Here is a 21,453-nt window from a genome sequence, read left to right on the forward strand (position 1 = left end):
CGAATTTAAGGAGGCTTCACTTATGAACGATAATAAATCCAAAGAAAAGTTCATGGCTAACCCTGTTGAACGGCATGATACTGCCGCCTGGCGGGCTGATATCAAAGAATTGAAATCCGAATCCAAGGTAGCCATCCCCACAGAGGATTCCGTAGCCGAGGCCAAAGATTGGGTGGATACTACTTCTTTGTCATAGCAGGTGAAGGAGAGACCCTAAAAACTTATTCCTGATTAAACCTTGAAAAGAAAAGGGTTCTTGGAAGCGTATTCCAAAAACCCTTTTCTTTTGTATCCTGCCCTATCGCGGGACTTAGACCATTCTATACTCACCATAGCTCTATTTGCTGCATACTATATTCGCGAATTATGCCTCTCTCCTTCTAATTTAGCATAACAAATGGAAAATAATTGTACCCAATGACAACGGGAGCAAGTCGTTTTCTCTACAATCTGCGATAAAATCTAGATATCATTAATACTCCAATTTTCAGCCTGTTGGCGAATAGTGATAAAGCGCCGGAACAATCCCTCCTGGACCACCAGTTCCTTATAGGCACCCTTTTGGATGATGCGCCCCTCATCCAGGACAAGAATTTGATCGGCATGTGCAATGGTGGGCATCCGGTGAGCGATGACGATGATGGTTTTGCCCTGAGTCAAGGCACTGAGAGCCCCTTGAATAAAATGCTCATTCTCCGGATCCACACTGGCGGTCGCCTCGTCCAAAATGACAATGGGGGCATTCTTTAGGATGGCCCGGGCTATGGAAATCCGCTGTTTTTCTCCCCCGGAAAGAGAGGACCCCCCTTCTCCCACCATGGTATTGTAGCCTTCCGGCAAAGCTGATATGAAGTCATGGCAACGGGCCTGTTTGGCCGCTTCAATCACCTCTGCCATGGTGGCATCCGGCTTCCCGAATCTTATATTATTCACTATGGTATCCTGAAACAGATACACATTCTGGAAAACCATGCTGATATTGCTCAGGAGACTATCACAGGTCAGCTCCCGCACATCCGTGCCCCCAATGCGAATACTGCCGGAATCCACATCGTAGAAACGGGCAATCAAATTGCAGATGGTGGTCTTGCCGCTGCCTGAAGGGCCTACGATAGCCGTCGTGGTATTTTGAGGAACAGTCAGAGTGACTCCGTCCAGAATCCTGCGTTTATCATAGGCAAAGACCACATCCGCCATCTCTATAGTGTAGTTGTCCAATACCTTGTCTTTGCCCCTCTCATCAATAAACTCTGCTTGTTTGATTTTCTCCAGTTTATCCAGAGTTGGGCCAATCACCTGCAGGACATGAGTAGCATTGTTGATCTGCTCCACATGGCCAAAAATTATAAAGGAAAACACCGCCAACATCAGAAAGACGGGAATGGGCAGATTTCCTTGAACCGCCTGAAAAGCGGAAACCGCCACGATGACCACCGATGTTGATTTGAGAGCCAAAAGGTGGAGGCAGCTGCAGGGGACATATTCCTGTTCAATCTTGACATTGATCTGCCGGTGCTTCCTGTAAGCCTGGCGTATACTCTCCACTGAGACGCCTTCTTTTCCATAGGCTTTGACCACAGGGATACCCCGTATATATTCCAGGGTAGCCGCAATGATCTCATTTTGGGCCTTTTGGTGAACAGGCGCATTCCGACGGCTGAAAAATCCCATCAGACCCAAGGCCAAGGCCGATAAAAGGATACCCAGGACTGAAATCACTGCAACCTCCCAGCTGTAAAAGGCTACGCAGAGGATCATGGCCAGGGCACTGACATATCCACCGATCACAGAGTCGATCATTTTCATGGCGAACATCTCCACAAAGGATAGGTCGGTGGTTACTGCCCCCACCAGCTCCCCTGTGGTATTGCGATCAAAGAAACCTAAGGAAACCCGCTTGAGCAGGTTACCGATGCCCATCCGTTCCTCTGCAGTCACTTCATAGGCTATACTTTCCTGAAAAACAGCCCTTAGATAGGAGAAGAAAAACCGTCCCAAAATCATGAACACCATAAAAATCAGCAGGTAAAGGGCCCAGATGGGAGTCAATTCAAGCCGGCCGGCCTGATCCTCAAGCATCAGGTTAAGGACATAAGCAGCCGCCATAACAGGCATGGCCGTGAATAATGTCGAGAGAAAAGACCAGAGGAATCCCCAGTACAGACGATTTTTCCGGGTTCCGGTCCAGGCAATCAGCCGGCGTATGGTTTTAAGCATGGGCTATTTCCCCCTTCCTGCCGCTGTTTGCCGCCCAAGCCCTTGCCCCGGTATGGGCCCGCCACATGTCTTGGTAAAGGGAGCATTTTTCCAGAAGTTCCTGCTGGGTCCCCCCGGCAACGACTCTTCCCTCTTGAAGAACAAAAATTTGGTCGGCGTTTTTTATGGTCGACAGTCTGTGAGCTATCACCAGCAATGTTTTCCCCTTGGTCAGCACAGCAAGGGAACGCTGCAGCTTATCCTCATTTTCCGGATCGGTGAAGGCTGTGGCTTCATCGAGAATGACGATCGGAGCATTCTTCAGGATGGCCCGGGCGATGGCAATTCTCTGACGTTCGCCGCCGGAAAGCTTGCCGCCGGCTTCACCGGCAGGTGTAGCCCAGCCCTTTTCCAAACGGGAAACGAACTCCTCGCACTGGGCGGCTCGGGCGGCTGCATAGGCTTCCTCGTCGCTGGCCGTAGGTTTGCCAAGACGGATATTCTCCAACAAAGAACAATTGAAGAGGAAGTTATCCTGAGTGACGAAACTGACCAGCTGGGAAAGCTGGGCAAGGGGAATTTTCCGGATGTCCGTGCCGCCGATGGTGATGGAGCCCTTACCGACATCCCAGAATCGGGCAATCAGCCGGGCAATGGTGGATTTCCCCCCACCGGAGGGACCGACCAAGGCCATATAGCTGCCCTCAGGAATTTGGAGATTGATGCCCTGGAGCACATCCCCTTTGCTCTCTTTATAGGCAAAAGAAACGTCTTTAAGCTCCACATCAAAAGAGGCCAAATGAACCGGGCAAGCTGCATCCGGAAGACTGGGAAGCTCCAAGAGCTCGTTGACATCCTTAATGGCATACTGAACAGCCTTCCATTCATTGACGGCAACAGTGAACCAGATCATGGGAGCCACCATACTCAAGGATAGGATCATGCAGAGGGTCAGTTCAGCAGGAGTCAGATTCCCCTCGATATAAAGGAGTACTCCCACGGGCAGAACTCCCAGCAAAGTGGAGGGGAGAATAGCATTGCCCAGATTCATCAGCTTCCAGGTGCTCTGAAACCAGGCTAAGGTGAATTCCCGAAAGGAGGAGACTGCTCCGGCAAACTTCTCATAGGATTCTGTGGATTGATTGAAAGCCTTGATCACCTGAATCCCCTCCACATATTCCACAATGATGCTGTTGACATGATTGCTGGCCTCCATATAGGCGGCATATTGACTGTTAAAATTCCTCATCATAACCCCATAGACAATAGCTCCCAAAGGTACGCAGATCAGGGAAGCCAAGGCCATTCGCCAATCGATAAAAACAAGATAAATAAAAATGGCTAAGGGAAAGAGAAAATTGGAAATACCCTCAGGAATCATATGCGCCAACGGCAGTTCAATGGTTTCTACCCGGTCCACAATGATGTTCTTCATCTTACCAGCCCGTTGGGAAAGGACCTCCCCTAAAGGAGCGGACATCAGTCTTTCTGTCGCTCCCAGACGGATATTTTCTAAGATCTGATAGGCTGATCGGTGTGATAAAGTGGTGGAAATTCCATAGAACATGATCTTGAGCACATAACCTCCCACACTTATCCCAAACCAAAATAAAATATCCTCTGCTCCCGGTGACCCACCAAAAAAGAGCATCATGATTTGGTATACACCCCAAAAGGGAACCAAACCGGCTGCCACACTGATTAGGGCGCATAAAACAGAAAGAAGCATTCTGCTCCTGCACTCCTGGGCAAAATAAAAAATAGTGGCAAAGGTTCCGCTTTGTTTGCTTTTCATGTTCTCCCCTCCTATAAAAAAGATGATTAGCATCTGCTAACCATCTTTAAAATACCTTTATTTTAACTTCTTCACCACTCCGTTCCAGATATCGGCACTCCATTCAGACAATCGATTTTCGGTATTCCGCTGGAGTCATGCCCATGACCGATTTAAAAGCGGCGGAGAACTTGCTGGCATTGTCATAGCCCATCTGCTGAGCAATAGTTGTAATGCTTTCTTTGGTCTGACGGAGTTTTATAGCCGCGGCATTCATGCGGTAGGACTTGCTATAAGCATAAATCGAGGTTCCATACACTCCTTTAAAGCAGTTTTTCATGGCGGTAATGGGAAAATCAAACTCCGCAGACAATTGCTCCAGAGTATAATGGTTCTGGGGATTTTTCTTAATCAAGGCCATAATACGCTTAACTTTTTCGACCTGAGTTTTATAAAAATAAGGTCTTTCCCTGCTTCCTTCAGGAATCTCCAGGGTGCTCAGGAAAAGCAGCATCTCCAAAACCTTAATTTTGAAAAAGGTGTCACGAATCGTTTCCGGTACGGAATAAAGCTCGGAAAAAATATGCTCAATACTTGCCCCTGCCCGCATAATAAAGAGTTGGTTCTTGCTGCAGAATTTCTCTCGTAAAGCGTTCACATCGACTGAAAAGCCTGCCAATATTTCCGGCAGCACTGCCCCAGCCTCTTCAAGACATAGGGCAACCGTGATGCCGTGATAATGGCGCAGGGGAAAACGGAACATTCCGGCATGATCCACGCGGGTGCTCATCTGCAGATCGCCGGCCTCCATATACTGGCACCGGCCATGGTCCATCTCCCACTCCAACCGCCCTTCCCGGCAATGGTCAATGCAAAACATGTCCGTCCCGGGACGAAAATAGGACGTACAAGATTCCAGATGAAAATCATTATAGAGAAGGCTCACTCCCGGAAAAACCGGATAGACCGTCATTAAACCTTCTCCGGTGCTGTCCTGGAGCCTGAAGACGGTACAGCTTTCATCCTTGCCTATGGGGAACACATTTTTACCCAGATCTGCAGCTTCTTCTAAAGTCATCGCATTCACACCACCTTTCCCTTCTTACTGCAGGCTCCTTTGCTGCCTCAAGAAAATAGGAGGGCATCCTTCCCCTGCCACAAGCATCCAAATGTCTATTATCAATGAAACATCTTCTATGTTAATATTCGAGTTAGTCTAAGCTAATCCTCTTTTTTAAAGAAAACCCGGCTTCGCCGAGCTTCATATATTCACGCTTCACAAAAGGCGAAGTCGCTGGTTGCACTTATACTATCTACCGATAGAGGCTTTTATACTTTCTGATAGTGTAAAAAAAGCGCCTTTAGGCGCAATTTATTAAGATACTATTAGTTTAGCAAGGGAACTTTTCTGTTTTCCACTCCATTTCGTTAAAATCACTCCATTTTGGCAAAGGGTTTTAGGGCTGAATTCTTACTTAATAAGCAGTACCGGCCTTGATGTTTTGGCTAGAACCTTTTGGCTTACGCTCCCCATGAATGTTCCGGCCAGCGAAGTATACCCACGATAACCCATGACAACCAAATCGATACCTTCACTTACAATCTCCTCCAAGATCACTAAGGCAGGGTAGCCAGGTTTTACTCGGCAAGTCAGCCTTACTCCTTCCAGATCCACATTTTTAGTTGTAGCGGCTAAGGTGGCCTCGCCATTAGGATTAAACTGCTGTTGCATCACAGTTGCATCCTCGGTGAGCAGATACCCCAGTGCCTCAGGAGTCATCAGTACATTGAGTAATATAACCTCGGCATTAAATTTTTTGCCTATCTCCAAAGCTGTTAACAATGCTCTGCGGGAATATTCCGATCCATCCGTTGGGACAAGAATCTTTGCAAACACAATAACACCCTCCCCCTTAAACTTAGTACCAATAGCGCGGATAATTCCGATTAGGCGATAGATTATTAACTAATACTGCAACCAAAACCAGGACTATACTCCCCGAGAGCATTGGGGCAACAATAAACATCGGGCCGGCACCATTAAGCACGGCAAGCATGGCCGTTGCTCCACCCGGCGGATGAGTCGTTTTCGTTAGCAACATGACCAGTATAGCAAGAGTGACGCCTAAGGCCACCGACCACCATGTTATTCCGAAAATTTGATAGGTTAATACACCTATACTTGCCGAAAACATATGCCCTAAAATTACATTACGGGGTTGAGACAGCGGGGCATCAGGAACTCCATAGACTAAGACCGCTGATGCTCCCAGGGAAGCAGCCAACATCGGAATTTCGTAAATAAACAGCAAGATGCTTAAGAATGAGATACCTAACATAGTGCCAAGTAAAGTAATCAGAATGTCTACGGGAGCAGGGGAGACCAGGGGCGTGATTCTTTTATGCCCTTTAAATTTAACCAGATATTTAATGACTTTGCTCCTCTTTGGCTCATTTTCCATGATCGGGGTACTATCCATAAGATCCAACTCAATTCCCTCCTCTCATAATCAAACATTGAATGGAGCGAATAGAGTGCAGATAATACAATATAAAGCAATGGTACTGAAAATTCCTCCTGCCCGGCGTGAGTCAAATCACACCGCGAAAATAAAGAAAACCACTGACGGGCTTTCGATTCAAAGTCCGCAGCGGTCTGCTTTTTTTAGATTATTTTACCTGAACCAGGTCCCCATGCCGGACCTCATAATGCAGGTGTGTTTGCTCAATATTGCCAAAGATATCCGGGTAGTAACCGATCTGCCCGATGGCCTGATTCACGTCCACCCAATCTCCTTCTTTAACGCGCAGGTTTTTTAAACCACCGTAGATGACACTCCAATCCTCACCGCAATCCACTTCAACTTTATGACCAAGGAAGGGATCCGGTCCGGCGTAAGTCACTCTGCCGGCATGCTTAACCCTGATAACAGCGCCCTCGGCTTGAGCATAATCCGTTCCCGAGTGAAAAAGTGTCGTCTCTAATTCCTCAGAATAATATTCTCCTGCCACACGCAAGGGTTTTCCTTGAATTGGACTAGGGAAATCTTCAAGAGTCCGCGCAACAGGCTCACTTTTTGTTACGGGGTCTTCCTGTCCCTCGGCCAGCAGGGCGCTCCCGCCAAAAAGGATCAATCCTGCCATAAGGACGGCAGATAAGACTTTCAATCCCCACATACATCATCACCTCTAGGACTATCTTTACCCAGAGGAGCATGAATTAGACCAAATTTTCATCATTTTGTCAGCGTATGCTATCTCTTTTCTTAAACCCTGTTGCGGCAATGAGCCATCCGGGTCAGCTGTACTCCTCCATTTTCCGATAAAGATTCCGGACACTGATGCCAAGCAGCCTGGCTGCTCGCGCTTTATTTCCATCCACTTTTTTCATGGTGGCAAGGATATACTCCTTCTCTATCTCCGCTAAAGTGAGGTATCCTTCTAAGCTCTCACTTTGGTTTTCCCGCTCCTCGTGGTTTTCCATCTCCTCCTGATTTTCCTGTTCTGCCTGATCTCCCCCGCTTTTCTGCCCTTCCTGGTCTCCCTCGCTTTCCTGCCTTTCCTGATCACCCTGACTTTCAGTTTTGCTGACTTTTTCATCCATTTCAGCAGCTCTTTCCTCGGCCGGCAAGGGAATTTCTGTTGGAATGCTGACGCGCCCTTCCCCATGCTCCGGCCAAAGATCCCTGATGCGAATCAAAGGGCCTTCGGCTAAAATCAGCCCCCGCTCTATGAGATGGGCCAACTCCCGGACATTGCCAGGGAAATCATAGGCCAGCAAAGCCTCCTGTGTCTCGGGGGCTAAATAAATTGTTTGACCTTGTGGGCGATCTTGAGCGGGATTCCCTCCCTGTAGGTGTCTCCTTAGCCCTTTCCTGAGGAAATACTCCGCCAGCTGGAGAATATCCCCCTTCCGTTCCCTTAAGGGTGGGATATGCAGGACCATGCCGGTCAGGCGGTAGTAGAGATCCTTGCGAAAGCGCCCGGCCTCCACTTCCTCCGGGAGGTTGCGGTTGGTGGCGGTGATAATACGGACGTTGACCCGCCTTAAGCGGTTATCACCTACCCGCCGAAACTCCCCGGTCTCCATAAAGCGCAGGAGCTTAACCTGCAGATTCAAGGGCATCTCCCCGATTTCATCCAGGAAGAGGGTGCCTTGGTCAGCCATTTCCACCAATCCCAGTTTAACCGCATTCGCTCCTGTAAAGGCTCCCTTCTCATGACCAAAGAGTTCACTTTCCATCAGCGTCTCATGAACCGCTCCAGCGTTTAAGGGAATATAGGCTTGGCCGCTGCGGTGGCTCCAAACATGGAGAGCCCTGGCAAACAACTCCTTCCCCGTCCCGCTCTCCCCTTGCAAAAGAACAGGAGTATCCGTCTGAGCGATCTTGCGGGTTATTTCTTTAAGGGATTGCATTTTCTCACTATCACCAATAATCAGGAGTTCGGCATTTTGCCGGTGAACCACTTGCCGCAACCCCGTATTCTCCACCAGGAGCTTTCTCTGCTCCAGAGCTTTCTGCAGCGTAATCTCCAATTCAGAGAGATTGCAGGGCTTCGTCAAGTAATCATAAGCACCCGCCTTCATCGCCTCAATGGCTGATTCCAAGGTGCCATGGCCGGTGAGCATAATCACCTGAAGATCCGGCTGGCGCTTCTTCATTTCCTGCAAGAGCTGAAGCCCATCCCCGTCAGGCAGGCGAATATCCAAAAGAACTGCCTCAAAAATAGTTTCCTGGAGCAAGGCCATCCCTTCCTGAGCCGTCGCCGCCTCCAAAATCTCGTATCCCCGCCGCCCTAAACGCTGGGCGAGAATCGAACGCAAATCCTCTTCATCATCTAAGATCAAGACACGTTGATGAACATTCATGGTCTATCCCCCCTTCCCTGAAAGGGAAGATTAATGCGAACGGTTGTCCCTTTCCCCTCGGTACTCTCAATAAAAAGCTTACCCTGCATTTTTTGCACGATACCATAGCTGACAAAAAGGCCCAGACCCGTGCCCTGACCCGGAGGTTTGGTGGTAAAGAAGGGATCAAACACCTTCTTAAGGTACTGGGGCGAAATCCCCTGCCCATGGTCTTCCACCTCAATTTGTATTTCATCCCCTTTATCTATGGGCAAGGCCTCTGCCAGGGCCAAGGGTCGCTTAACCCGTTGAGCCCGCACGATGACCTGACTGCCTTCTTCAGAGGCATCGATAGCATTGGTTAAGATATTGAGCACCACCTGCTGCCATTCGTTTTCATCACCCTCCACCCAGAGACCGGGTTCACTTTCTTTGATTAGGACCATTTTCTTTTGTTTAAGACGATAGGCCAACAGAGCCGCCGTCTGCTCAATGGCGTTATTGGCATCCATCCTGTCCGGGCTATGCCTGCCTGGCCGGGCATAGCCCAGAAGCCTGCCGGTTACCTGTTTGCAGCGATCAATCTGTTTGGCAATGATATTCAGGATACCTTGGATCTCAGCCTTGCCGGGCAGTTCCCCTTCCTCCTGAAGCCGATCCAGCAAATCCTCATTGTGGGCGGAAAGAATAGCCAGGGGATTGTTGATTTCATGAGCCACCCCGGAGGCTAACAGCCCAACTGTCGCCATTTTCTCTGTCTGAATGACCCGGGCTTCCATCTCTACCTGTTGGGTCACATCTTCCAGAAGCAGCAAATAAGAGGCATTCTCCGGGTTTCCGGAGCTGAGCCGGTAATAAGAATGGCGCAGATAACGTTTGTCTCCCTGCACTTCCAAAGCCAGTACCCTGCCGTTTTCTCCAAAGGAAGATTCCGGCCCTTCCCCGCGCAGCAGATCTTCACAGGCCAGCTTCTTAACGTTCTTATTTTCTAAACCAAACCACGCGGCGAATAGGGAATTCCACCAGATAAGTCGTTTTTCCTGATCCAAAAGAGCCATCCCAGCCCCAATCCCATGGACTACCGTTTCCAGCAGCTCCTGCTCAGCCTGCAGGTTAGCCGTCTTATCGGCAAGCCGGCGCAGAAGAGTATTAAAGGCTTGCACCAGCCGGCCAATTTCATCATCACTTTCCTGCGTCACTTCGGCCTGCAGATCCTCCGTAGCAATAATCCTGCGAACTCCCGCTTCCAGATTCTCTATGGGCTGGGTCAGTTTCAGACCAAAATAAATACTGATCAAGGTCACCCCCAGAATAATAACCAGCATCATCCCCATCACCCGCAAAGCAAACCGGGCAATGGGCTCATAGGCTTCCTGCACCGGCTGCTCAATAAACACTCCCCAGGGGGGACTGCCTACAGGCGCATATAGTCCAAGAACGGGAATATCATCGGTATTGCGGTACTCATTCTCGGCAAGGCTGGGGGGCTTCCCAGCCAGGAAATTGCGGACGCTGGGGTTTTGGGTCATATCCTCTTGACTTAGCACCCGGCTAAAATCCGAATGACCAATGAGCTTTCCCTTCCCATCCGTAAGATAGATGATGCCCCCCTGCCCAACTTGGATACTGGTAAATTTATTGAAAAGAGCCTTAAGGTCCGTCTTCGCCTGGAGGTACCCCAAATTCCTGCGGGTCTGGGGATCAATGATCTTCACCGTCAAATACACCTGGGGCCGGCCATCCACAGAGAAAAAGACTTCACTGAGGGAATAGCTCTCTGCGGCAGAGAACTCCAGGTAAGGGAGCGCTTCCCCCTCTTGCACCGGGTAATCCACTTCCCGGCGGGAAACCTTGCCAAGAACCTGAGCCTGAGGGTCAGCCACCAGCAAACTTTCCAGATAGGGTATCCCGCGCAGCATTGTTCCCAGTACGGTTTCTCTGGCCAGCGGGTCCGCTCCCACCAATTCCAAAGCGTTGGTGGTGGTCACCTGGATTAAGCTATCGGCGTTATTCTGGATAAAATCCTGAATCTGTCCGGCTAAAAGGACAGCCCGCTCAGAATTTTGTTTCTGGATGCTTTCTTCCAGATAAGCCTGGGCTGCTGTAAAGCTTGCCAAACCTAAAATGATCAAGGGCACTGCCGACATCAGTACTCCAAAAACCAAAACCCGGGCTTTAATCCGCATCCACCAAGGAGATCTTTTCTCACTCATCGTCAATCACCTCATCGGCAAGACTTAATACTGCCTGAGAGGGAGCGATTCCCAACTGATGGGCTGTTTGGAGATTGACGGAAAAAATAATCCGGTCCGGTGTCTCCACAGGAATCTTCTCGGGGTTTTGCCCCTGGAGAATTTTATAAACCATATTGGCGGATTGGGTGCCTTGGCTCCAATTGGAGGTACCGTAAGAGGCCAGACAGCCGGCCATCGTATCCTGGGGATAAACCCCAAAGACGGGGATCTTAAGGGTCAACGCGTATTGAACGATTTCCTCGGTATAGTTTTCCAGGAAGAATCCGGGCAAAAGAACAATGCCTTCGTCCTTAGCCTCTTGAATTTTGCGAAAAACCTCTTGTATCTCCTGGGCGTCGGTCAGGGTGTAGGTACTCAGCTCAATGCCTATTTTCTGCGAGGCTTGCTCCAAACCCGCTTGGGTTTGTTCGAAAAAGGGAACCCGGGAATCTCCCAGAATGGCTACCTTCTTAATCTCCGGCAGCAGGCGGTGCAATAACTCAAAGCGTTTGGGCGTCAGTTCATAATGATAATTATTTAAGCCTGTTAAATGGTTTCCCGGGCGAAGGGTGTCTTCCACCAAACCAATCACACTAGGAGAAAGAGTCCCCATGAACACCACCGGCGTGGGCGATTCCAAAGCTGAGATGAGCTCTTTGAGGCTTAGGGCCTCGACCGCTCCCGAAGCCACCAGGATATCGGGTTTTTCCATCAACAACTTTTTCCCTAACCCTGTAAGGTCAGTGAGATCGCTCTCCGCATTTTCGATATGAAAAACAATGTTCTCCCCTTCGATCAAGCCCATTTCCCTGAGCCTGGCCTTCAACCCGTCCACCTTTGCCAGTCTTAAATCATTAGCGACCAGGACTCCGACTTTATACGGCTGCTTTGGTGTCGGGGAGAGTCCGCTCAAGTGACCGTAAAGAAGAATGGCTATGACCATAACACTACAAAGCAAGGCGATCATTTTTTTCATTGGCATTCTCCCTTTCCTTTGCCCATTCATTGTCCCGGCTCTCCGCTGATATAAATCTCTTTTAGTCTATCAAGAGGTGTCAAAATAAGCAAAAGGAACTGTAAAATTACAGTCCCTTGGTCTATCTTCAGTTTGAGCGGACTGAGGGGGTTCTTTCTGTTGCGGGCTCTATGCCGTAAACCGGCAAAAACTTAAAGGCCAGATAGAGAATTGCCATTTCGAGGACTGCAAAGCAGCCTAAAAACACCAGATGTCTGGGTTCAACATGATAAGGGTTAAGAGCATTCCCGCTTAAAGGAATCTGCTGGCCCCCCACCACAAAATTGATCCGCATAGCAATAACCCCCAGAAGTGTCAATATGGAGGCCAGGGATAGGAGCCCCAAAGACTTCCGGGTCTTGGACCAAAAGGTAATAATGAAGGGTACCACCAGGCCCAAACCGATCTCGACGCCGAGGAACATGGCGCTGTGGCTGCCCCAAAGCAGCATTTCTGCGGCAGCATAGCCTGCGGCATTGCCGAAGTAAAGGACAATAAAATTAATCACCATGAGAACTCCATCCACCACGATAAACCACATCATCAGGCGGGCAATATCCTGAAGAACCTCTCTGCGCTGGTGGGTAAGTGCCTTCTCCGGGGAGAAAAAGCGCTGGGTGAGGATCAGGGTGAGGATCAGCAGGCCCGTACCCGAAACCATAGCGGACATGAGAAAGATAAGGGGCATGAGTCCTGTATGCCAGAGGGCCCTGGCCTGCATATTGGCAAGGATAAACCCTGTGTAGCCATGGACCGAGAGGGCCAGGGGGACTCCTAAAGTTCCCAAACGCTTAATCCATTTTTGGTCATTGGCCAGGGCATCTGGGGAGAGATCTTTTTTGCCAAAGGTTAGCAAGGAATAAAGGCCTTGGCGAAAGCCCGTTAGTTTTTGGGCACCCAGGGCAAAGTCCTTACGCATCATAAACCAGAGATAAAAAATACAGGTCAGGGGATAGAGAGTGAGCAGGAAGGTGCCATAGGAAATGGCGGAAGTCGGATTCAAGCGGAAGAATAGGGTATAAAAACGGGCGGGCTGCTCCAAATCAGCGATAAGATGCAAGGGGGCAACAGCCAGCAGGGCAATGGCCATGACCACTCCGGCCTTAGCGATGGGCTTATATTTTTGGATGCCAAAAACTGTCCCCAGGCTGGAAAGGACAAAGGAACCTGCACTAAGTCCTGTGTAGAAGAAATAGATGGAAATTAAATAACCCAGCTGAACCGGATGTTCTACATTGGCTAAATAGGTTATTTCCATTTTATTTCCCCCCCTTCTCTAAATCTGTATAGTCCGCTCCCAGCAAAGCCTGGTCGGCACCAATGTAATAGATCATCGGTTGGGTATTCATCTCCGGCTTGAGAACCTGTACAGGGTTATTGGCTATCAGTCGGGAAACAAGACTGTTGGGATCATGCAAATCCCCAAAGATTCGGGCTCCTCCTACACAGGTCGTGACACAGGCCGGCAGCAGCCCCATTTGTATTCTATGATAGCAGAAGGTGCATTTCTCCGCCGTTCTGCGCACCGGGTTAACAAAGCGGGCATCATAAGGACAGGCTGCCATACAATATTTGCAGCCAATACAGCGGTCATAATCGATCAGAATAGTGCCGTCTTCGGTCCGGTAAGTGGCCTGGACAGGGCAGGCCGACTTACAGGGGGCATTATCACAATGGTTGCATAAGCGGGGCAAACGATGACGGGACACTTGTGGATAGGTGCCCTTTTCTATTTCCTTGACCCAAGTACGGTATTTTCCATCCGGCACGTTATTCTCGATTTTGCAGGAAACAGTGCAGGCGTTGCAGCCCACACATTTTCGCAAGTCAATGACCATGCCGTAACGAATCGATTGTTCAGTCACGATTGCCACTCCTCTCCTTCGATGTTCTCATTGCTGGTGCTTTCCGGTATTGGAGATCCGGTTAAGAGCTTAGCCTCTTCCTGGCAGAATTCTGCGGCCAGCCCTGCGAAATAAGTGTAGAAACCTGTGGGATCGGCTCCGGCCAGCTCTTCCCTGAGCTGAGGCAGCCACTGATTCAAATGTTCTTCCAGCAAGACCTTTTGCAAATGATAAAGGGCTCCCAGGTCTTTCTTGGCTTTTTCCCAACTCTCTTCAGTTTGACAAAGATAGGCCAGGGCGGCAAGCTCAAAGCCAATCTGGTCGGGAATATTCATTTCTTTAAGGGGTTGAAAGATCGTCATTTTTTCCGGTTCAAAGCCGATTTGCTGATAAATTTGCCTAATCTGCAGGGTTGAATCCCCCCAAAATCCTCCGAACTTGGTCTTCCCGCCTTTCTGCCGCCGGGCCCCGCGAATAGCCGCTTCAAAAGGGGGCACAAAGCGTCCCGAGACAGGAACAAAGAAAAGATCATAATAGGTCTGCCGCAATTCCTCCAGCTCAGGATCCCCTTCCTCGATCTCTCTCAGCAGCTCCTCCAGCCAGGACTCCTCCAGATCGGCAGCCCATTTCTTTAAAACTCTAAACTGCTCCCAGGTGGGTTCATTAAGGAAAATACTGGCCAGCAGTTCATAGCCTAAAGCCCGCTCCCGGGCACCTCCTTCAATTTTCAGCATGTTTGCTCCTCCCTCTTTGGTGTTGTCATAGTCACCCCCCATGCCGAGCCCCAGGATCGGCAGAGGATGAAACGTTTTATCCAGCTCAAGCAGATCATGAGTTTTTTAGAGCTTAAGGATTTTAGCTTTCACCGTATTGCGATCTGTTGATCCGCCCACCAGATCTACCAATGGATGAGGGGTTTTTAAGCTGATATCCCGCAAGGCGAGGCGGTTGAGAAGAACTCCCTTGCCATCCCCGGCGTCCCCGGCACGCTTTTTGCCATCAATCTCAAAGCCCCGGTCCCCGGATTGACCCCAATGTCCATAGCCGTATTCGATGCCGATGGAGCCTTTGCCCACGCCCCGGCGTACCTTAGCAATACCCTCTACTTCCCCGGTGGGAGTAATCAGCTTGACCCTATCCCCTGTCTCAATGCCCAGGGCTGAAGCATCGTCTAGGTTCATCTCGATGTGATTGGTATCCTGCATACCTTTGAGCAGGGGGACGTTGTTCAGGCAGGCACCGGTGCGATAACGGGGCTTATAGGATACGGCGATAAAGGGCCATTCCTGGATAGGATAGACTTCATCCACGGTTCTCCCATCGGCAAACGTGGGGGGAATCCAGCAGGCTGTCCCGGGATTGTATTGGCCTGTCATACAGTTGATGCTGGTGCCCAGTTTCTGATTGTAGATGTTGACCACTTTACCGAATTTGTTGGTCAGGTTATCCCCGTCATAATTCTTCACATAATCCTCGAAACGTCCCCCCCGTGCCAGCAGATAATAGACTTTTGGCCATTCTTCCGCGGAAAGGCTGGATCTTACATTCTTCAGATCCCCCGCCAAGCCGGTGAGGGCTAATTCCTCCGCTGAAATATCGGCAATGGGCGTTTCATCAAAAGCGATATTGGCCATGGCCTTTAAGAAGTAATCCGCTGCCGAGTTCAAAGGGGTGGGCTTTCCTTCCGCGTCCAGAATGCCCTCCTCCCCATAGCCGGGAAGATTCAGGCGTTTGGCAATCTCAATCAGGTAGGCTTCCATGGAATAGGGGTGTCCCTCTTTGGTCTTGGGGACCAGAGGATCAATGATGGGATGGCGGGCTCCATGGGCCTTGCTTAAAACCAAATTCCAAATTACCGGTACTCCCCAGCTTTCATAGAAGGTAGTATCGGGAATAATATAATCTGCATATTGGGTGGAGTCCCCCATCATAATATCAATGGAAATAATCAAGGGAAGCTTTTCCGGATCTTTAAGAAAATCCTCCACATCCTTCTGGAACAGTCCCGGAGTGGCGTAGAGAGGATTGGCCATCCACATCATGAGAATTTTGGCGCTGTAGGGATAGCCGGCCATCATGGAAGGAATCACATGCCCCTCTAAACTATCGGCTAAGGGACTCCAAGGCAGAGTGGCGGGATAGGGATTTTCTCCTTTGGTTTTTCTGGCTTTGTATTCCGGAGTCTCTTCGTAGGCTTTTCCTTCCCGGCTGATTTTGACCCCTTTGGGCTTGACTCCTCCGGGAACCTTAGCAAAATCATAGCGTTTGCCCGCATCATCGGCGATATAGCCGCCGCCGCTCTTGGTTGAGCCGCCTTTTTTATTGATATTGCCATTTAAAGCATTAAGGGTAGCTACAGCCAGGGAGCCATAAAAACCGTTGGAGTGCATGGATACCCCGCCGTGATGATCCGTGGCTGCTTTGGTGCCATGGTTGAAATATTCCTTGGCTAAACTGATGATCCGTTCCTGACTTAAACCTGACTCCTTGGCATATTCCTCATAGGTATAGGAAGCGGCTTCATCCCTGAGAATCTGCAGGGAACTCTTCACGGTAACCATGGCATCGCCAAGGGCGATTTTACCGGTGTAGAAGAGGGTTCCATTCTCCGTAGCTTTACAGAGAGTGGGCTCGCCGGACTTTTGATCGATAACCACATAATTGGGATTGCTCTCATCAGCCTTTTCGGCCAGGCCAATCTGTTCCCCCAAGAGAAACTTCCCGTAGTCGGCATGTCCTTCCTCTTGAATGACCAGGTAGGTGGCATTGGTCCAGGAGGGGAACTTCTTTTTCTGGGCCGCTTCCTTGCTGGGGGATATCAAATAGTTTTCATTGTATTTTTTATTCTCGATGGCCCAACGAGCCATTGCCATGGCCAGGGCGCCATCTCCCCCCGGACGAATAGGTACCCAGGAGGATTCCTCTGCCTTCGGCGGGTTGTACATGCCGTTTTGAAGCACGGGATCCACGATAACCGCTTTCATGCCGTTTTCGGCTTGGGCTAAGGCAGACTTCCGGGCCATAGGCTGAAAGGGGGCCCCGGCCTGACCCGGTGCATTGCCAAAGAACATAATAAACTCTGCTCCCATGTAATCGGCCTTCATATGGGGTTTTTTATCCCAGGTATCCAGGAAGGCCAGATAGGCAACCCGACGGCTGATTCCGCAGATACCGCCATGGCCGAAATGATTGGGAGAACCATAGGAGTTATTGACGAAACGCTTCGCGAAAGGTGTTCGTCCGTCATCCCGGCCGCCGATGAAAACAAATTGATTGGCCTTTACGCCCCAGCCCGGCTGCTCAGGATAGATGGGGGTGTCTAAGTCACGAACCTGCCGCAGACCTTCGATGCTCTGACTTTCACCGAGCTCGGAGAAGAGTTGGCCCCCTTCGATGGTTTCTTCTAAAGCCTGCTCCCAGGTGATGGGCTGCCATTTCCCTTCGCCCCTTTTACCTGCTCGTTTAAGGGGAGTGAGGATACGGTTGGGCTCGTAGACCATTTGGAAAGCTGAGTTCCCTCTTTGGCAGACCGTAGCCCTTTGGATATGGCCATTCTCCTTGTACTGACCTAAGGAAAGATAGGATTCCTTCAGCGGAGTGTCAAAGGGGAGATGAGGTTCGGCACAGCTGGGGTGGTAGGGATTCCCGACCACGCGCAAGATCTTGCCGCTTTTTTTATCCACCTTCACCCGATTGCCGCAATTGCTCCAACAGCCCAGGCAGACACTGTTTTTTAACGCAACGTCCTGATTGAGAATGATTTCCCCGGTGGTCTTATCGATTTTCATCTCTGCCGGCAGGGCATCCCCATCATAAGGAGTAGGATTGGTAATGGCTTCGTCGGCGATGACCCGGGGAATTTTTTCTATTCCTAAGCCAATGGCTGCAACACTTCCGACGGCGGCCATGGATTTAATGAAATCGCGCCTTTTCATGTTTTTAGCTCCTTTCTGTTCCTTCAGGTATAGCTTGTTAAAGCTTGAGTTATACTTTGCTTGGTTCTGATTCTTTTATCTTGCAAAAGCCATGCCAACGATTTTAGGCTGATTCGCTCTAAGTTCTTCCTATGGAAACGGCTGCATAGACGAGATTGGGATTTTGGCAAAACTACGGCTTCCTTGTCTTCAGAATCGGTTTGACAAAATGTCAGGCTTTTCAGCCCTGACATTTTTGCAAAAAATAAGAGCCCTGACATTTTGTCAGGGCTCCTCCAGTTTTTACTTGGGTAGATTTAATTTAGCAAGGGCATCGGCCAAAGCTGTATTTAAGGGCGTGTCCTTTTCTTGTTTTTGCAAATAGTGATTGACTTCCTTCTTATTGTAGGATCCCTTGCTTCCTTCTTGTTCTCTGCGCTTGTTAAAAGCAGACAGTTTCTCTCGATAGCCACAGGCACATGTGAAGATCTTATGCTCTCCCTCTCCCTGCAGTTTCATTTTTTTATGGCATTGGGGACACCGGGCATTGGATTGCACGGAAAGCCCCTGACGATAACCACACTCCCGATCCTGGCAAACCAGCATTTCTCCGCGTTTGCCCTTCACCTGCAGGAGAAATTTACCGCACTCCGGACATTTGGCCCGTGTCATATTGTCATGGCGATAGGTCTGGCCGCTCCCGGACACTTCCGAGACAAGCTGGGTGGCATAGCTTCTGATCCCCTGGATAAAGCGCTGCCGGTCTTCCCGACCTTTGCTGATTTCACTGAGCTGTTGTTCCCACTTGGCGGTGAGCTCCGCGGATTTCAGCTCAGGGGGAACCAAGCCAATCAGTTGAATCCCTTTGGAAGTAGGAACGATTTCCTTGCCGTTGCGCTCCATATAGAAAGAACTAAAGAGCTTTTCAATGATATCGGCCCGGGTAGCCGGCGTACCCAAACCGCTGGTTTTTTCCAGAGTCTCCCGCAGGGCCTCATCCTCCACCCGCTGTCCGGGATGTTCCATAGCGGAAAGCAGGGTGGCTTCGGTATAGCGCTTGGGGGGCTTGGTTTTGCCCGGCAAAAGTTTTAGGTCAAGGACTTCAAGGGTCTGCTTGGGCTGGAGATCCGGCAAATTTTGTTCCTGCTCCTCATGATCGGCCTCCTCGTCAGCAGCATCCCTGCCTTCATAGACACTTCGCCAGCCTTTTTGTTTGACGATTTTGCCTTTGGCGGTGAACAGTTCTCCCTGAATCTCCACTTTAACCGTGGTCTGCTCATATTCAAAGGCCGGGGACAGGACCGCGATAAAGCGGCGCACAATCAGGTCATAGATTTTGGCCTCTTCCGGACTGAGTTTATTGAGGAACACTGTTTGTTCCGTGGGGATAATGGCGTGATGGTCCGTGACTTTCGAGTTATCCACCAATCGTTTCGTGGGGGTGATTTTGGTGCGCAGAACCCGGCGGGCCAGTTCACTGTAAGGTCCTACGGCAATAGTTTTGAGCCGTTCCGGAAGGGTGGGGACGATATCCTCGGAAAGATAACGGGAATCCGTCCTTGGATAAGTGACCAGCTTATGCTGTTCATAAAGCTGCTGCATGATGGATGAGGTTTGCTTGGCCGAAAATGCGTATTTTCGGTTGGCATCCCTTTGCAGTTCGGTCAAATCATAGGCCTGGGGGGGCTGCTCCTTTTTAGCTTCTTTCTTAATCTCGGCAACCTGGCCCTTATGCCCCCTTAGCTTCTGCACAAGCTGTTCTGCTTTCTTCTGATCAAAAATCCTGCTTTGGCCATTGCCCTTATCCTGCCAGCTCAGCGCAAACCCTTGCACCCGGGCATTAATTGTCCAATAACCCTTAGGAACAAAGTTTTGAATCTCCTTTTCCCGTTCCACCACCAGAGCCAGGGTGGGAGTCTGCACTCTTCCTGCCGAGAGCTGGGCGTTGTATTTACAGGTCAGGGCCCGCGTGACATTCAAGCCCACATACCAGTCCGCCTGAGCACGGCACTCGGCGGCGGCGTAGAGAGACTCGTAAGCCTTGCCTGGTTTGAGATTATTAAAGCCCTCCCGGATAGCCTTATCCGTTTGGGAAGAAATCCAGAGCCGTTTGATGGGCTTTTTCCAACCGGCCTTCCCGATAATCCAGCGTGCCACCAGCTCCCCCTCCCGGCCGGCATCGGTGGCAATAATCAGCTCCTCCACATCAGGCTGGCGCAGGAGCTGCTTGACGGCAGCGTATTGCTTGGACGTCTCCTTGATGACCACCAATTCCATGTCCTTAGGGAGCATGGGCAGGTCTTCCAGACGCCATTGCTTATACTTCTCTCCATAAGCTTCCGGATCGGCAAGGGTCACCAGATGCCCCAAGGCCCAAGTGACGATATAGCGGGAGCCGATGAAGCAGCCGTTGCCTTTTTGATTGCAGCCTAATAATTTGGCAATATCACGACCCACGGAGGGTTTTTCTGTTAAAACTAAACTCTTTCCCATTGGTTCTCTCCTATAGCTAATTTTTGTTTATTCCAGTCTTAGATTAAGAACAGTCCTCCTTCTTAGTATAACACAGTCTCACCGGAAAAAAGCTCAAGGCTGAATATCCCTTATCCAGAGATATTCAGCCTTAAACGAAACGGTAGACAGATCCCTTTAAATGCCCAAACTACCAGCAAATCACAAGGCATCTAGGCTTTGGTGAGGTTCAGAAGCTGGGTACCGGGATAGTAGTGTTGGAGGATTTCTGCACAGGTTTTACCGGCCTTGGCCAGGTCATTGGCGCCGTATTGAGACATACCGACGGCGTGACCGTTACCGTAGGTAGTGATTTTGATTTGCTGGGGAGTTATGGTGATCTCCATGTCTGTGGAGGCCAACCCCAAAACGGTGCGAATCTGAGCTCCGGTGTAGTTCTTCCCCAGAACACGAACTACTTTGGCCCGTCCCGCCGCCGTCTCGCTCAAGATCACAAAGTCGGCTTCTGTAAAAGCTTTAGCCGTACCAGAGTGACCAACTTTTTGATAGAGGTCGCCGGGGGTAAAGGTATAGGTTTTTACATAACGGGTGGGCTTTTCTTCACCTGCCGACACATTCTGCAGATAAGGACGGGAAGAACTCCAGACATCCTCTGCCCGCTCCGTGGGTTTTCGCCCGGTACTGCTATGAAAAAAAGCATCGATATATTGTCCGCTGGCAACCAACACCTGGTCCTTGGTGGCGGTTACCGCCTTTTCTATCTTGCTGTGATAGCGCCAATAGGAGAGCAGGTTCCATTTCTCCTTCATCTTATCTTCGGAGATCCAAACCTGGCTGTTGACGGTGGTGTCCACATCATAGCCGGCTTCGTTGCCGGAGCGCTGGCTGATGCGTTGGGCGGCATAGGTCCGGGCGGCAATGGCCTGAGCTTTGAGAGCTTCCTCTTCGAATTCGGCAGGCATTTCTGCGGCTACCACACCCACCAGATAGTCTTCCAAGTCCAGAGATTGTACTTGCCCATCCGGCATCAAGACCCGTATGGCAATCTCCTCGGTCCTGACTTCGCTTTGATTGTACCAGCGCAGCACTGTCCAAGGAAATAAAACAATAATTATCACCAAGAGAACCAAAATTCTGATCCATTCTTTGCGCACA

General features: G+C 50.0%; 16 protein-coding genes. 1 reads left to right on the forward strand and 15 read right to left on the reverse strand.

Features of this window, described 5'->3' with window-relative positions:
* Window positions 1-22: 22 nt before the first annotated feature.
* Window positions 23-196, forward strand: coding sequence for a CDIF630_02480 family spore surface protein (locus tag BUA14_RS08775; RefSeq protein ID WP_072772265.1), 174 nt, complete (start codon window positions 23-25; stop codon window positions 194-196).
* Window positions 197-462: 266 nt separating this feature from the next.
* On the opposite strand, the gene BUA14_RS08780 is transcribed toward BUA14_RS08775, so the two are convergent.
* The 15 genes from BUA14_RS08780 to spoIID form a co-directional block, all read right to left on the reverse strand.
* Window positions 463-2,217 carry an ABC transporter ATP-binding protein gene (locus BUA14_RS08780; RefSeq protein ID WP_072772266.1) on the reverse strand — a complete coding sequence of 585 codons (1,755 nt, stop codon included), beginning with the start codon at window positions 2,215-2,217 and terminating at the stop codon, window positions 463-465.
* Window positions 2,210-3,991: an ABC transporter ATP-binding protein gene (locus BUA14_RS08785; protein ID WP_072772267.1), complete on the reverse strand. Its 1,782-nt coding sequence runs from the start codon at window positions 3,989-3,991 to the stop codon at window positions 2,210-2,212. The genes BUA14_RS08780 and BUA14_RS08785 overlap by 8 nt, the downstream gene beginning before the upstream one ends.
* Before the next feature lie 103 nt (window positions 3,992-4,094).
* On the reverse strand, window positions 4,095-5,048 hold the full coding sequence (locus BUA14_RS08790) for a helix-turn-helix domain-containing protein (protein ID WP_072772268.1): 954 nt from the start codon (window positions 5,046-5,048) through the stop codon (window positions 4,095-4,097).
* A gap of 393 nt (window positions 5,049-5,441) precedes the next feature.
* Window positions 5,442-5,867 carry a universal stress protein gene (locus BUA14_RS08795; protein WP_072772269.1) on the reverse strand — a complete coding sequence of 142 codons (426 nt, stop codon included), beginning with the start codon at window positions 5,865-5,867 and terminating at the stop codon, window positions 5,442-5,444.
* A gap of 22 nt (window positions 5,868-5,889) precedes the next feature.
* Entirely contained in the window at window positions 5,890-6,450 is a 561-nt protein-coding gene (locus BUA14_RS08800) for an HPP family protein (RefSeq protein ID WP_242954626.1), read from the reverse strand.
* Between the two features lie 190 nt (window positions 6,451-6,640).
* Window positions 6,641-7,147 carry a murein hydrolase activator EnvC family protein gene (locus BUA14_RS08805; protein WP_072772271.1) on the reverse strand — a complete coding sequence of 169 codons (507 nt, stop codon included), beginning with the start codon at window positions 7,145-7,147 and terminating at the stop codon, window positions 6,641-6,643.
* 121 nt (window positions 7,148-7,268) lie between these two features.
* Window positions 7,269-8,840, reverse strand: a complete 1,572-nt coding sequence (locus tag BUA14_RS08810; protein ID WP_072772272.1) for a sigma-54-dependent transcriptional regulator — start codon at window positions 8,838-8,840, stop codon at window positions 7,269-7,271.
* Complete coding sequence (locus BUA14_RS08815) at window positions 8,837-11,032, reverse strand: PAS domain-containing sensor histidine kinase (protein WP_072772273.1); 2,196 nt, start codon at window positions 11,030-11,032, stop codon at window positions 8,837-8,839. Before BUA14_RS08815 ends, BUA14_RS08810 begins: the two co-directional genes overlap by 4 nt.
* A complete protein-coding gene (locus BUA14_RS08820; RefSeq protein WP_084078532.1) occupies window positions 11,025-12,059 on the reverse strand; it encodes an ABC transporter substrate binding protein in 1,035 nt (344 codons plus the stop codon). Before BUA14_RS08820 ends, BUA14_RS08815 begins: the two co-directional genes overlap by 8 nt.
* Window positions 12,060-12,156: 97 nt before the next feature.
* Window positions 12,157-13,326, reverse strand: coding sequence for an NrfD/PsrC family molybdoenzyme membrane anchor subunit (nrfD, locus tag BUA14_RS08825; RefSeq protein ID WP_072772275.1), 1,170 nt, complete (start codon window positions 13,324-13,326; stop codon window positions 12,157-12,159).
* A 1-nt stretch (window position 13,327) separates the two neighbouring features.
* Window positions 13,328-13,933: a sulfate reduction electron transfer complex DsrMKJOP subunit DsrO gene (dsrO, locus tag BUA14_RS08830; RefSeq protein WP_072772276.1), complete on the reverse strand. Its 606-nt coding sequence runs from the start codon at window positions 13,931-13,933 to the stop codon at window positions 13,328-13,330.
* The gene (locus tag BUA14_RS08835; protein WP_072772277.1) at window positions 13,930-14,646 is read right to left on the reverse strand and encodes a TorD/DmsD family molecular chaperone; all 717 of its coding nucleotides are present in this window, start codon (window positions 14,644-14,646) and stop codon (window positions 13,930-13,932) included. The genes dsrO and BUA14_RS08835 overlap by 4 nt, the downstream gene beginning before the upstream one ends.
* A 105-nt stretch (window positions 14,647-14,751) precedes the next feature.
* On the reverse strand, window positions 14,752-17,847 hold the full coding sequence (locus BUA14_RS08840; protein WP_072772278.1) for a tetrathionate reductase subunit A: 3,096 nt from the start codon (window positions 17,845-17,847) through the stop codon (window positions 14,752-14,754).
* 282 nt (window positions 17,848-18,129) lie between these two features.
* On the reverse strand, window positions 18,130-20,319 hold the full coding sequence (locus BUA14_RS08850) for a DNA topoisomerase III (RefSeq protein WP_072772280.1): 2,190 nt from the start codon (window positions 20,317-20,319) through the stop codon (window positions 18,130-18,132).
* Between the two features lie 191 nt (window positions 20,320-20,510).
* A complete protein-coding gene (spoIID, locus tag BUA14_RS08855; RefSeq protein WP_072772281.1) occupies window positions 20,511-21,452 on the reverse strand; it encodes a stage II sporulation protein D in 942 nt (313 codons plus the stop codon).
* Between the last annotated feature and the right edge of the window lies 1 nt (window position 21,453).

Origin of the sequence: Desulfitobacterium chlororespirans DSM 11544, assembly GCF_900143285.1 — a bacterium.
Taxonomy (GTDB): Bacteria; Bacillota; Desulfitobacteriia; order Desulfitobacteriales; family Desulfitobacteriaceae; genus Desulfitobacterium; species Desulfitobacterium chlororespirans.

Excerpts from the sequence above, each read along its gene's own strand:
- nrfD (WP_072772275.1), bottom strand. The coding sequence starts at position 13,326 with ATGGAAATAACCTATTTAGCCAATGTAGAACATCCGGTTCAGCTGGGT.
- BUA14_RS08815 (WP_072772273.1), bottom strand. The coding sequence starts at position 11,032 with ATGAGTGAGAAAAGATCTCCTTGGTGGATGCGGATTAAAGCCCGGGTT.
- BUA14_RS08805 (WP_072772271.1), bottom strand. The coding sequence starts at position 7,147 with ATGTGGGGATTGAAAGTCTTATCTGCCGTCCTTATGGCAGGATTGATC.
- BUA14_RS08790 (WP_072772268.1), bottom strand. The coding sequence starts at position 5,048 with ATGACTTTAGAAGAAGCTGCAGATCTGGGTAAAAATGTGTTCCCCATA.
- BUA14_RS08850 (WP_072772280.1), bottom strand. The coding sequence starts at position 20,319 with ATGGGAAAGAGTTTAGTTTTAACAGAAAAACCCTCCGTGGGTCGTGAT.
- BUA14_RS08785 (WP_072772267.1), bottom strand. The coding sequence starts at position 3,991 with ATGAAAAGCAAACAAAGCGGAACCTTTGCCACTATTTTTTATTTTGCC.
- BUA14_RS08775 (WP_072772265.1), top strand. The coding sequence starts at position 23 with ATGAACGATAATAAATCCAAAGAAAAGTTCATGGCTAACCCTGTTGAA.
- BUA14_RS08820 (WP_084078532.1), bottom strand. The coding sequence starts at position 12,059 with ATGAATGGGCAAAGGAAAGGGAGAATGCCAATGAAAAAAATGATCGCC.
- BUA14_RS08780 (WP_072772266.1), bottom strand. The coding sequence starts at position 2,217 with ATGCTTAAAACCATACGCCGGCTGATTGCCTGGACCGGAACCCGGAAA.
- BUA14_RS08840 (WP_072772278.1), bottom strand. The coding sequence starts at position 17,847 with ATGAAAAGGCGCGATTTCATTAAATCCATGGCCGCCGTCGGAAGTGTT.
- BUA14_RS08835 (WP_072772277.1), bottom strand. The coding sequence starts at position 14,646 with ATGCTGAAAATTGAAGGAGGTGCCCGGGAGCGGGCTTTAGGCTATGAA.
- BUA14_RS08810 (WP_072772272.1), bottom strand. The coding sequence starts at position 8,840 with ATGAATGTTCATCAACGTGTCTTGATCTTAGATGATGAAGAGGATTTG.
- BUA14_RS08800 (WP_242954626.1), bottom strand. The coding sequence starts at position 6,450 with ATGGATAGTACCCCGATCATGGAAAATGAGCCAAAGAGGAGCAAAGTC.